The 12,866-nt window shown below is 65.0% G+C and carries 9 protein-coding genes and 1 riboswitch; of the genes, 3 read left to right on the forward strand and 6 right to left on the reverse strand.

Translation table 11 applies throughout. The features are described from left to right. Positions 1-268 precede the first annotated feature (268 nt). From purE to alr, 5 genes are all read right to left on the reverse strand, one after another. Complete coding sequence (gene purE / locus DSOUD_RS14510; protein ID WP_053551684.1) at positions 269-793, reverse strand: 5-(carboxyamino)imidazole ribonucleotide mutase; 525 nt, start codon at positions 791-793, stop codon at positions 269-271. A gap of 154 nt (positions 794-947) precedes the next feature. Beyond that, positions 948-2,219, reverse strand: a complete 1,272-nt coding sequence (gene purD / locus DSOUD_RS14515; protein WP_053551685.1) for a phosphoribosylamine--glycine ligase — start codon at positions 2,217-2,219, stop codon at positions 948-950. A gap of 214 nt (positions 2,220-2,433) precedes the next feature. Then, entirely contained in the window at positions 2,434-3,999 is a 1,566-nt protein-coding gene (gene purH, locus DSOUD_RS14520; RefSeq protein ID WP_053551686.1) for a bifunctional phosphoribosylaminoimidazolecarboxamide formyltransferase/IMP cyclohydrolase, read from the reverse strand. A gap of 78 nt (positions 4,000-4,077) precedes the next feature. After that, complete coding sequence (locus tag DSOUD_RS14525) at positions 4,078-5,310, reverse strand: ASKHA domain-containing protein (protein WP_053551687.1); 1,233 nt, start codon at positions 5,308-5,310, stop codon at positions 4,078-4,080. A gap of 19 nt (positions 5,311-5,329) precedes the next feature. Further along, positions 5,330-6,499, reverse strand: coding sequence for an alanine racemase (gene alr, locus DSOUD_RS14530; protein ID WP_053551688.1), 1,170 nt, complete (start codon positions 6,497-6,499; stop codon positions 5,330-5,332). 156 nt (positions 6,500-6,655) lie between these two features. Here alr and DSOUD_RS14535 point away from each other — a divergent pair, with 156 nt between their 5' ends. The 3 genes from DSOUD_RS14535 to thiC all read left to right on the forward strand — a co-directional run bounded on the left by DSOUD_RS14535 (position 6,656) and on the right by thiC (position 10,134). After that, positions 6,656-6,841 carry a CooT family nickel-binding protein gene (locus DSOUD_RS14535; RefSeq protein WP_053551689.1) on the forward strand — a complete coding sequence of 62 codons (186 nt, stop codon included), beginning with the start codon at positions 6,656-6,658 and terminating at the stop codon, positions 6,839-6,841. A 16-nt stretch (positions 6,842-6,857) separates the two neighbouring features. After that, positions 6,858-6,963: riboswitch (TPP riboswitch) on the forward strand. 339 nt (positions 6,964-7,302) lie between these two features. Then, positions 7,303-8,754 (forward strand): bifunctional hydroxymethylpyrimidine kinase/phosphomethylpyrimidine kinase, encoded by a 1,452-nt coding sequence (gene thiD, locus DSOUD_RS14540; RefSeq protein ID WP_053551690.1) that lies wholly within the window; start codon positions 7,303-7,305, stop codon positions 8,752-8,754. 75 nt (positions 8,755-8,829) lie between these two features. Next, positions 8,830-10,134 (forward strand): phosphomethylpyrimidine synthase ThiC, encoded by a 1,305-nt coding sequence (gene thiC / locus DSOUD_RS14545; protein WP_053552401.1) that lies wholly within the window; start codon positions 8,830-8,832, stop codon positions 10,132-10,134. Between the two features lie 161 nt (positions 10,135-10,295). Here thiC and DSOUD_RS14550 read toward each other — a convergent pair whose 3' ends face one another. Then, positions 10,296-12,785: a cytochrome c3 family protein gene (locus DSOUD_RS14550; protein WP_053551691.1), complete on the reverse strand. Its 2,490-nt coding sequence runs from the start codon at positions 12,783-12,785 to the stop codon at positions 10,296-10,298. Positions 12,786-12,866: the final 81 nt, after the last annotated feature.

Here is a 12,866-nt window from a genome sequence, read left to right on the forward strand (position 1 = left end):
CGGCAGGGTGCGCATCACCCTCAGCAAAAACAGCCTAAATATCTGAAAAAAGGTGCTTGACGTCGTCCTGCAGCGTCCCGGGGCCGACAGTGAAGATCCGAGATCTTTTGATTAAAGATTTTCGTCGCTTCGTCGCGTCGTCGCGTGGAACCGGTCCTGGTCGAGCCTTGCCTGGATTCGCCGTGGAGGAAACGACCCCTGACCGGGAAAACACAACCCTTGCCTCACGCGACGCCGCAACGACGCAACGTTTATCACGGCAAAGTCCTCAGGCGCCGAGCTCCCTGGCCACCCGCGTCTGCAGCGCCTGGTCCCGCTCCTCGACTCCCCGGGCCAGGTTCGTCTTGAAGGCGGCGAGTTTCCCCGCCAGTTCGGCGTCACCGAGAGAGAGGATCTGCACGGCGAAGAGACCGGCGTTGCGGGCGCCGGCCTTGCCGATGGCCATGGTCGCCACCGGGATGCCGGCGGGCATCTGCACCATGGCCAGCAGGGCGTCGAGCCCCCGCAGCGCCGTGGCGTCGATCGGTACGGCGACGACCGGCAACGTCGTTTCCGCCGCCACCACCCCCGCCAGATGGGCGGCGGCGCCGGCGCCGGCGATCAGCACCTTGAGACCGCGATCCCGCGCCGATCGCACGTATTTGGCGGTCTTTTCCGGCGAGCGGTGGGCGCTGGTCACGGTCATTTCCCAGGAGACCCCGAATTCCTTCAGGGCGCGGGCCGCCTCGGCCATGATATCGAAATCGTTGTCGCTCCCCATGAGGATGCCGACCTGGGGTTTTTTCTCGCTCATGTCACAGTGCTCCGTTCAATTTTTTGGATGTATAAAAAGGCTTTTTTCCAACGCTGAGTCGCAAAGAGGGAGAGCCGGAGAGAAACCTTCGATTCAATAAAAAAACAAGTGTATTCCCGGGTTATCTCTGCGTCTCTGCGTGAAAAGTTTTGCTTTACCGGTTCAACGCTTTTTGGCCGATATCGCTGCGGAACTGCGCCCCCGGCCAGGAGATGGCCGCGACGCCGCGATAGGCGGTGGCGATGGCTTCGGCCACCGTGTTCCCCAGGGCGGTGACGCCGAGAACCCGGCCGCCGCTGTTGACGATGACGCCGTCCTTGAGAGCCGTGCCGGCGTGGAAGACGACCAGGTCGTCGATGGCCGAGGCGGCCTCGAGACCGTGGATCTCGAACCCCGTCTCGAGAACGTCCGGGTAGCCCCCCGAAGCCATGACGACACAGACCGCGGCCTTGTCGTGCCACTCGATGGACTCCTGCTTCAGTTCGCCTCGGGCGCAGGCCTGGAGCACCGGCACGATATCCGATTTCATTCGCATGAGCAGCGGCTGGGCCTCGGGATCGCCGAAACGGGCGTTGTATTCCACGACCCGCGGCTTTCCATCCCTGATCATCAGCCCGACATAGAGAATGCCGACATAGGGGGTGCCGTCAGAGGCCATGCCGGCGATGGTCGGCCGGACGATGGTTTCGACGATGACGTCGTGAAGCGCCGCTGTCACCACCGGCGCCGGCGAGTAGGCTCCCATACCGCCGGTATTCGGCCCCTCGTCGTTGTCGAAGATCCGCTTGTGATCCTGGGAGGTGGCCAGCGGCAGAATATTTGTGCCGTCGGTGAAGGCGAAAAAACTCGCCTCCTCCCCCTCCATGAATTCTTCGATGACGACGCTGCTTCCGGCGGCGCCGAAGACCCTGTCGAGCATGATGTCGTCGACGGCGGTGATCGCCTCGGCCTCGGTCATGGCGACGATGACCCCCTTGCCGGCGGCCAGGCCGTCGGCCTTGACGACGATCGGCGCCCCCTGCTCGCGGATATAGGCGACCGCCGCGGCATGGTCGGTGAAGCTTTTGTAGGCCGCTGTCGGGATGTTGTGACGGACCATCAGCTCCTTGGAGAACCCCTTGCTCCCCTCGATCTGCGCCGCCGCCCGGTTGGGGCCGAAGATGTCAAGACCTGCAGCCTGGAATCTGTCAACGATCCCCATGGTCAGCGGGACTTCCGGACCGACAATCGTCAGGTCGATTCTCTCGGCGAGGGCAAAATCGCAGAGGGCCTCGATTTCATCGGCGCCGATATGGACGCACTCGGCCACCGCGGCGATCCCCGGATTCCCCGGAGCGCAGTAGAGCGTATTCACCAGCGGCGACTGGGCGATCTTCCAGCAGAGGGCATGCTCGCGGCCGCCTCCGCCTATGACGAGTATTTTCATGGCATACTCCCTTTGTTCATCCCAGAGCCGCAGAGGACACCGAGATAAACAAAATCTGACTTTTGGGTTTCAATCAAGCAGCCCGCTGAAGAAGCGAGCAATTTTGGCCGAGGTCAAGGCGCCCAAGGGAGGCCCGAGGAGGCGTACATCGTACGTCGACGAGGACCGAGCGCCGGGCAGCGCCGAGATCGGCCGAAAGGGCCCCTTCCTCCCCCTAGTGCCTGAAATGCCGCATGGCCGTAAAGACCATCGCCATGCCGTGCTCGTCGGCGGCGGCGATGACCTCCTCGTCGCGGATCGAGCCGCCGGGCTGAATGACGGCGGCGATGCCGACGCCGGCGGCGTTGTCGATGCCGTCGCGGAAGGGGAAGAAGGCGTCGGAAGCCATCACCGAGCCCTTGACTTCGAGCCCGGCCTGCTCGGCCTTGATGGCGGCGATGCGCGCCGAGTTGACCCGGCTCATCTGCCCGGCGCCGACGCCGATGGTCATTCCGTTCTTGCCGTAGACGATGGCGTTGCTCTTGACGAACTTGGCCACCCGCCAGGCGAAGAGGAGATCCTTCATCTCTTCTGGGCTCGGCTGGCGCCTGGAGACCACCTTGAGCTCGCCGAAGAGGGCGAGGTCGGCGTCCTGCACCAGGAGCCCGCCGTTAACCCGCTTCATTTCGAGGCGCTGCCCCGGCTCGGCGGGCCAGGAACCGCACTCGAGAAGGCGTACGTTCTTTTTGGCGGCGACGATTTCGGATGCGGCAGCAGAAACGGTCGGAGCGATGATCACCTCGACGAACTGCTTGTCGCAGATTGCCCTGGCGGTCTCGCCGTCGAGCTCGCGGTTGAAGGCGATGATGCCGCCGAAAGAGGACTCGGGATCGGTGGAGAAGGCGCGGGTGTAGGCCTCGAGGAGGGTTGAGCCGTAGGCGACGCCGCAGGGGTTGGCGTGCTTGACGATGACGCAGGCCGGGCCCTCGGTAAACTGCTTGATGCATTCGAGGGCGGCGTCGGTGTCGCCGATGTTGTTGTAGGAGAGCTCCTTGCCCTGCAGCTGGCGCGCGGTGGCGATACAGGCCTCCCGGACGTCCTTCTCGACGTAGAAGGCCGCCTGCTGGTGGGGGTTTTCGCCGTAACGCATCCCCTGGGCCTTTTTGAGCTGGAAGGTCAGGGTCGGCGGAAACTGGGCCTCCTCTGCGGAGAGCTTTTTGCCGAGCCAGTTGGAGATCGCCCCGTCGTAGGCGGCGGTGTGCTGGTAGACCTTCACCGCCAGGCGGAAGTTGGTCTCGGTCCCGACGGCGCCGCCGTTTTCCTTCATCTCCGAGAGGACGGCGGCGTAGTCGCCGGCGTCGACGAGCACCGTGACGTCGCGGTTGTTCTTGGCGGCGCTGCGCAGCATGGTCGGGCCGCCGATATCGATGTTTTCGATGGCGTCTTCGAGGGAGCACTCCTCTTTGGCGACGGTCGCCTCGAAGGGATAGAGATTGACCACCACCATGTCGATAGGAAGAATGCCGTGCTCGGCCATCTTCGCCACGTGCTCGGGATTGTCGCGCATGCCGAGGAGGCCGCCGTGGACCTTGGGATGGAGGGTCTTGACCCGGCCGTCGAGCATTTCGGGGAAGCCGGTGAAGTCGGAAACGTCCTTGACGGTCAGACCCTGCTCGCGCAGGAGTTTGGCGGTGCCGCCGGTGGAGAGGATTTCCGCTCCGAAACCGGCGAGTTCCCGGGCAAATTCGACGATCCCGGTCTTGTCCGAGACACTGATGAGGGCGCGCTTGATGACAGCCATGGGAGTTCCTTTCTCTGTGCCGGCGATGGCGTTTACCGGATCCTTAAAACGAGAAAAAACCGTCGTTGCGGCGGTTTTTTAAAAGTCGATGGCTCGAAGAAACGCCTGCTCGAAGGCGGGTGTTCCGGAGAGGGGATAGGGCTTGAGTCGGGCGGCCAGTTCTGCCAGGGTGGTCCTGCCCTCCGGGTCGAGGAGGAAGCGGCCGACTCCTAAGAGGGCTCCCCCGGGGACAAAGACGACCTTATCTACCATGTTTTTCGGGAGGATGGCAACCCTTTTCAGGACCGCCGGGGCCAGGGAAAAACCGAAGGCGCCGGTCACCAGGGAGAGGCGCACCTCCTCGGCACGGAGGCCGGCCCGCTGCAGCAGACACTCAACCCCGGCGAGTATCGCCCCCTTGGCGAGCTGGAAGTTGCGGATATCCTCCTGGGTCAAAAGGAGTTCCCCGGCGGCGTCGCGATGGAGGCGCAGTCCCCGTCCGGCGGGGGATTCGACGATGTGACGGGCGAGATTGGTGGCGATCTCGCCGGCGGACGCGATCGTCCCCCGGGAATCGATGAGGCCGCCGTCGAGAGCGGCGGCGACGGCGGCGGCCAGGCCGCTGCCGCAGAGTCCCCGGGGGGAAGCGCCCCCCTGCACCGTAAGTTTCAGTTTATCGTCCTCCACGGCAACATCGGTGACCGCCCCGGGCGCCAGGGGGATGCCGCAGGAGATTCCGCCCCCTTCGAAGGCCGGTCCGGCGGCGACGGAGGTGACCCACCAGCGCGTCCCGTCGAAGAGGGCCATCTCGCCGTTGGTGCCGATATCGAGGAAGAAGGTCCCCGCTTCGACGGAGGGGCGGGAATAGACGAAGGCGACCAGGTCGCCACCGACATAGCCGCTGACCAGGGGGAAGAGATAGAGGGGGACGGGGAGATCGAGGCCGAGGGTTTCCGGGGCCAGATCGACCCCCTGATGTTCGGCCGGGCGATGGGGGGGGAAGAGGATGGCGTCGACGGGGAGGTTGCGCAGCAGGTAGCTGATGCCGGGGTTTCCCGCCGCCGCGGCGGCGGCAATGGCGCGGCGGGGGAGAGACGCCTGAGTCAGGAGTTCGGCCACCAGGGACGCGATCCCCTCGACGAGGAGGCCCTGAAGGCGCCCCCCCTCCCCTCCCCTTGCGGCCTCGAGACGGCGGATGATGTCGGCGCCGAAGAGTGCCTGGGGGTTGAGATGCCGCGCCTCGGCGAGCACCGCCCCGTCGGCGCCGAGGAGGCGGCCGGCCAGGGTGGTGGTGCCGAGATCGACGGCGAGAAAGGCAGTCCCTTGACGCATAGGATAGGTCCCGAGGGAATCAGGGTTGAGGAGCGGCCTCGGCGGTCGGCCCCTGGAGGTCGGACGATTGATCCTTGTAGATGCGCGGCACCCGCTTGCTGACCGAGCAGAAGACCTCGTAGGAGATGCTCCCCACTTTTTCCGCCCACTCCTCGGCGCTGATCCGGTTGCCGTTGTCGGATCCGAGGAGGGTGACCTCGTCGCCGACCTCGACGCCGGGGATGGCGCTGACGTCGATGAGGGTCCAGTCCATGCAGACGGTGCCGACCACGGGAGCCCGCCGGCCGCGGACCAGGACCTCTCCCTTGCAGGAGAGGTGGCGGCTGTAACCGTCGGCATAGCCGACGGGAATCGTCGCCAGCAGCGTCGGGACGGAGGTGGTGAAGCGGTGGCCGTAGGAGATCCCGGTTCCCGGCGGGACGGTCTTGAGCTGGGCGATGGAGGTACGAAAGCTCATCACCGGCTGCAGGTCGAGGCGGCCGGCGAATTCCGCCGCAGGGAGCCCGCCGTAGAGGACGATCCCGGGGCGGACCAGGTTGCATTCGGGGAGGACGCGGGAAAAGAGGGCGGCGCTGTTGCCGATGTGGGTGTAGCGGGGAGCAAAACCTGCGGCGCGGATCTGCGCCAGCGCCTGCCGGAAACGCCGCACCTGTTCGTCGGTAAAGGGGTGCTGCGGCTCGTCGGCCAGGGCGAGGTGGGAGATGACCCCCTCCATCCTCAGCGCGGGGAGGGCGGCAAGTTCCGCCAACACCTGCGGGAGCTCCTCGGGGCGAAAGCCGACCCGCCCCATCCCCGTATCGAGCTTGAGATGGTAGGGAAGGATTCTTCCGGCCGCCGCGGCCGCCGTCTGCAGGCGGCGAGCCACCGCAAGATCGAAGAGACAGGGGGTGAGATCCTGGCGCAGCAGGTCCTCTTCCTGTCCGGGATAAATGCCGCCGAGAACGAGGATCGGCGCATGGATACCCGCCCGGCGCAGTTCGACCCCTTCCTCGACGATGGCGACTCCGAAAAGATCGGCACCGGCTCCCTGAAGAACCCGGGCCACCGGGACCGCGCCGTGGCCGTAGGCGTCGGCCTTGACCACGGCCAGGACCTCCCGCCCTTCTCCGGCCTGGGCCCGGGCGAGGAGAAAGTTGTGACGCAGGGCGTCGAGGTCGATTTCAACATGGGTCGGACGGTGAACTTGCATGGTCCATGCAGTCCTTAAGGGGAGAAACGGGAAACAAGATTTCTATCACGGCGCCCCGGGACTGTAAAGGGCAAAGTCGGGGGGAGGCAGACAATAAGGTTGACAGCAACTGCCGAATCCTTTAGGCTTTTCTCCACTTTGCCGGGAGGTGCCACCATGTGTCTGGATCACGGATCGTTTCTGCTCATCGACGGCGACGAGGAGACCACCCTCGAACACGTGGCCTCCATCCTGCCGGGAAACGGAGAGCTCAAACTGGTCGACGTTCTCGGCAAGGTCAGAGTTGTCCCGGGAAACATCGGCGAAATCGATTTTCTCAACAAAAGGATCGTCCTGGCCTGATGCCGGAAGCACATAGCTAGACCGCTAGGGGAGTGTTGCACTGAGAGTCCTGCCGCAAGGCCGGACGACCCTTAGAACCTGATCCGGGTCATTCCGGCGGAGGGAAGCGGCGAGAGGAAGCGGTATTCCACCGATCGTCGCGCCTGTTTGCAGGTGGCGGCGATTTTTTTTGGAAAAACATTCCAATCCAAATCCTTCAACGCGGAGACGCTGAGAGGGAGAGATTCTGGTTTTCATATTCTGAGTCTGGGCTATTTTTCAACTTTGAATCAATGAGTTGCAGGTAAAAAAAGCATTTTCACCACAGAGGCACAGAGGCACTGAGGTAAAGAACAAAAGGTTTGAGTGTTTTCTTTCTCTGTAGCCTCTGTGTCTCTGTGTCTCTGTGGTCGGCTTCGAGTGTTTGCGACCTCATCCCATCCGTCATTGTTCCGGTTACTTCCAGAGGGGCCACCACCATCATGATCACCGGACTCTACCTCATCACCGACGGCAACGACGGCGGCCTCGCCCGGCGGGTTCAATCCGCCCTCGCCGGCGGCGCCCGGGTCGTCCAGTACCGGGATAAAAACGCCGAACCCGGCGACCGGTTGAAGATGGCCCGGCAGCTGCGTGCCCTCTGCCACGAAACCGGCGCCCTCTTTCTGGTCAACGACGACCCCCGACTGGCCCGGGAGTGCGGCGCCGACGGCGTCCATCTCGGTCAGGGGGACGGCAGCGTTTCCGCCGCCCGCGCCCTTCTCGGCGGGAATAAAATCATCGGCGTCTCGACCCGCACCCCCTCCGAGGCGAGCCGGGCCGAAGCGGAGGGCGCCGACTATATCGGCCTCGGTGCCATCTTTGCCACCGGAAGCAAAAACGACGCTAAGGTGGTCGGGCTCGAGCGCCTCCGCGAGGTTCGCGCCGCCGTCTCCCTGCCGATCGTCGCCATCGGCGGCATCGACTACAAACAGGCCGGAGAGGTCATCGACGCCGGTGCCGACGCCCTGGCGACGATCTCGGCGGTGATGGGCGATCCCTCCCCGGCTTTGGCCGCTGCCGAACTCGCCCTCCTCTTCAACCGCCGCCTCCCCTTTCCCCGGGGACGGGTCCTCACCGTGGCCGGTTCCGATTCCGGCGGCGGCGCAGGCATCCAGGCCGACCTCAAGACGATCGCGTTATTGGGAAGCTACGGGATGAGCGCCGTCACCGCCCTCACCGCCCAGAACACCCGGGGAGTGGCCGGCATCCATGCCGCCCCGGCCGACTTTGTCGCCCTGCAGATCGAGACGGTCCTTACCGACATCGGCTGCGACGTCCTCAAGACCGGGATGCTCTTCGACGCCGGCATCGTCACCGTCGTCGCCCGCGCCATCGAAGAGCGCTCTCTTCTGACCGTCGTCGACCCGGTGATGATCGCCAAGGGGGGAGCTCCCCTGTTGCAGCAGGAGGCGATCAAGGCCTTTTGCGACGAGCTCATCCCCCGGACCTACCTCCTGACCCCCAACCTCCCCGAAGCCGAAGCCCTCACCGGACTCCGGGTGACGACGGAGGACGAGATGGAGGCCGCCGCCAAGCGCCTGCAGGCGATGGGGGCGCGCAACGTCCTCCTCAAAGGGGGACACCTCGAAGGAGAGGCCGTCGATCTGCTCCTGGCCGGCAACACCCTGCACCGGCTCGCCGCGCCGCGCATCGCTACAGTCAACACCCACGGCACCGGCTGCAGCTACGCCGCGGCCATCGCCACCGCCCTCGCCCAGGGAGTGCCGCTGCCGCAGGCCGTCGCCCTCGCCAAGGCCTACATCACCGAGGCGATCAGAAGCGCCGTCCCCCTGGGCTCCGGCCACGGCCCGGTCAACCACTGGCAGGGGGCTAAGGCGGTGACGGGCAACGGTCTTCTCTCCGCCTCTCCGGACTCCGCGTCTCAGCGTTGAAGAGACTTTTGAGGTTTGGCCCTTTTCATTTTCAATCGCATCTTCCATCATCGCCATCATAACAAAGAGGACACCATGACCCAGCTTGAAGCGGCCCGCCAGGGCATTATTACCGACAAGATGCGCCAGGCCGCCGAGGTCGAAGGGATCGACCCCGAGATCCTGCGCAGCCGCATTGCCGAAGGGACGGCGATCATCTGCCACAACAACCTCCACAAAAACGGCATTCCCCTCGCCGTCGGCAAGGGGCTGCGCACCAAGGTCAACGCCAACATCGGCACCAGCAAGGACGACAAGAATATCGACAAGGAGCTGGAGAAGGCCCGGGTCGCCGTCGCCGCCGGCGCCGACGCCATCATGGATCTCTCCACCGGCGGCCCCATCGACGAGATCCGCGCCGCCATCATCCGCGAAACGACCGTCTGCATCGGCTCCGTCCCCCTCTACCAGGCCGCCGTCGACACCGTGACCCGCAAGGGGAAGGCGATGGTCGACATGACCGCCGACGAGATCTTCGACGGGATCAGGAAGCACCTCGACGACGGCGTCGACTTCATCACCGTTCACTGCGGCGTCACCCGCGCCACCGTGGAACGGATGGACCGCGAGGGACGGATCATGGAAGTCGTCTCCCGCGGCGGTTCTTTCACCGTCGAGTGGATGACCCACAACAACGCCGAAAACCCCCTCTACGAGGAGTTCGACCGCCTGCTGGAGCTGGTCAAGCCCTACGACGCCACCCTGTCGCTGGGCGACGGCTTCCGCCCCGGATGCATCGCCGACGCCACGGACCGCGCCCAGATCTTCGAGCTGATCATCCTCGGCGAGCTCACCCAGCGCGCCTGGGCGGCCGGGATCCAGGTGATGATCGAAGGACCGGGACACGTCCCCCTGAACCAGATCGAAACCAACATCCAGCTGCAGAAGCGCCTCTGCCACGGCGCCCCCTTCTACGTCCTCGGCCCGCTGGTCACCGACATCGCTCCCGGCTACGACCACATCACCTGCGCCATCGGCGGCACCCTGGCCGCGGCGGCCGGAGCCGACTTCCTCTGCTACGTCACCGCCAGCGAGCACCTGCGCCTCCCCACCGTCGAGGACGTCCACGAGGGGGTCATCGCCTGCCGTCTCGCCGCCCACGCCGGCGACATCGTCAAGGGGGTCAAGGGCGCCATCGACAAGGACATCGCCATGGCCAAGTGCCGCAAGAACCTCGACTGGGAGGGGCAGTTCGCCCTCGCCCTCGACCCGGCCAAGGCCCGCCGCCTCCGCGCCGAATCGGGGGTCGACGAAGAACACGGCGCCTGCACCATGTGCGGCGAGTTCTGCGCCTACAAGGTGATGAACGAACGCAAGGAAAAGCAGGCCGACGCCGGCTGAGCAGACCATCCCGCCAAATTCAACAGGGCCAGACCCGGGTCCTAAAGACCAGGGGACGATTTCAATAAGATGCACCCTCGGCGGGAACGGGATAGCCGAATAGAAAAGAAAAAGCCCGGCTGCCGAAGCAGCCGGGCTTTTGTGTTCAACTGGAGACTAAACTACTTGCCGTGACAAAGGGCACAGTTAAGGGTCGCATTGTGGATGCTGTGTCCCAGAGCACTCATCTGGGCCGCCGTCAGCGGCCGGACGTACTCTTCAGGCATGTGGACGGCATCGGCATCCCTCTTGAAGGCCAGGCGGGGACTGGAGGAGGTGGCCGTGGGAGTGAGGGCCGCCGCCGGATCGACGAGATCGATGAAGTCGAAACCGAGGAGCGCGGTGTTTTCAGGTACCGGGATGACTCCGGACGGAGCCTGCCAGGTGGCCATCATGCTGCCGACCGGCACCTCGACGCCGTCGGCGGCGGTCCAGGCGACGACGTCGACGGGATTTCCGGCGGCGAGGGCGATGGCGGTCGCCGTGCCGTGACACTTGTCGCAGGTCAGGGCGTCGACACGGGTGATGGCGTGGGCATAGTAGGGGGCGATGGCGACGAAGGTCGCTCCCTGGTTGTCCTCGCCGGGGAAGTTGCTGGCGGTGACGTCGGCCATCAGCGACTGCATGCTGCCGGGGAAGACCTTGGTGGTGCCGTCGGCCATGACCTTGTTGACCAGGAAGCGCCAGGATTTGCCGGAAGCGGCGGTGCCGCCGAACTTGGCGCTGGCGAACTTGGCGTGGAGAACGCTGCCGTCGTTGATCGCCTCGTTGTCGAAATGACAGTTGTAGCAGGTGACGACGCTCTGCATATGGCAGGTGGAACAGTCGATCCCCGTCGGATGGACGGCGTGCTCCATGACCGTGGTGCTCGGGGTATGGCAGGCGAGGCAGTCGGCGGTGATGGCGCCGTCGAACTGGGTCGCCGGTTTTTCGCCGGTGACCCCGTGGATGTCGCCCAGGGCGTGGCATTGGCTGCAGCTGAAGAGGCCGTGAACGTCGGTCATGCCGACGGCGGCTTCGGCGCCGAGGCGGCTGTGGCACCCCTTGCAGACGTCGTTGGCGACGGTGGAACCGACCACCGGGCTCTTCCCTTCCGTCGTGTTGCCGTGACAGTCGCGGCAGACCGGGTTCCCCGGCCAGGTATCGAGCACGACACCGGCGGCCGGATCGCTGTCCCAGGGGCCGTTGTCGCTGGCGTTATGGCAGTTGACGCAGGGGAGATCGGCGTAGGGGACGTCGACGTAGTTGCCGAAGCCGGCCTGCAGAGGTGCGGGTGTGGCCTCGTTAAGGCCGTCGTCATAGAAGGTCGCCTTGCCGGCGCGGGTGGCGTGAAGGCTGTTGGCGAACCAGCCGAGCCGCTGCATCTGACCGACGGTCAGGGGCTGGACGTACTCGTCGACGAAGTGGATGTAGTCGGCGCCGCGTTTGAAGAGGACGCGATCGCTCGAGGAGGTGCCGCTGGCGTTGAGGGGCGCAGCGGGGTCGACCAGGTCGACGAAGTCGAAATTGAGGGCGGTCGCATAGTCCGGAGGGACCGGAATGACCCCCTTGGGTCCCTGCCACCCCTCGATTCCGAGGTTGGCCGCCGTGACGGCGACGCCTTCGGCGGGCTTCCATTTGACGACGTCCATTGTCCCCGTATCGACGTACTGCTGCATGGCGGCGCTGGCGTGGCAGTCTTCGCAGGTGATGGCGTTTCTCTGAATCGAATGACTGTAGTAGGGGCCGATGGCGACGAAGGTGGCGCCGAGGCCGTCTTCGCCCGGAGCCGATGAAGCGGTGACATCGGCCATCAGCGATTGCATGCTGCCGGCAAAGATCTTGGTCGTCCCCTGATCGTCGATCACCCGGTTGACCAGGAAGCGCCAGGCCTTGGCGCCGGGGCCGCCGAACTTGGCGGAGGCGAACTTGGCGTGGAGGATGTCGCCGGTTGCGTCGGCCTCGTTGTCGAAGTGGCAGTTGTAGCACGTGATGGCGCTGGTCATGTGACAGGCCGAGCAGTCGATGGCGCCCATGTGCAGGGGGTCATGAAAATCGTTGAGACCGGCCAGGTCGGTTTCCGTGTGGCAGTTCTGGCACTTGGCGTCGATGGCGCCGGGAGCGAACATGGTCGGATAGGCGTTGCCGTCGCCGTGCACGTCGCCCTGGGTGTGGCAGTCCATGCATCCCATGGCCAAAGGGCCGTCGCGATGGACGTCGGTGAGCCCGAGGGCGACCTCGGTCCCCTGGCGGCTGTGGCAGCCGAGGCAGGTGCTGTCGGCCACCGCGTCGCCGGGGGTGCTTTCATGGCAATCGAGGCAGTTCGGCCCGGTCCAGGCTCGCGGTCCGCCATCGGCATCGGCCCGTGTTTCCCAGGCCGCCTTGTTGTGGCAGTCGGCGCAGGGGAGGTCGCTGTAGGCGACGTTGACGACGCTGCTGAAGCCGTCGGTGTCGTTGTACCAGGTGTCCTTGCCGTCCCGTGTGCCGTGCAGGCTGGAGGCGAACAGTTCGGTCACCGTCGGAGCCGAAACGGGCGAAGGATCGTTGTCGCTGCTGCATCCCGGCAGCAGGGTCGCCGCCATGAGCAGCAGCAGTGGCAGGTGCCGCCATCTCCATCGTTGGTCCTTGTGCATGACGAATCTCCTTCGAGTTGGCCCGGCACCGCAACAGTACCGGGAAATTTTGTTGAGATTAATCCATTGCAATAGTAAGAT

The organism is Desulfuromonas soudanensis (assembly GCF_001278055.1).
GTDB classification, from domain to species: Bacteria; Desulfobacterota; Desulfuromonadia; order Desulfuromonadales; family WTL; genus Deferrimonas; species Deferrimonas soudanensis.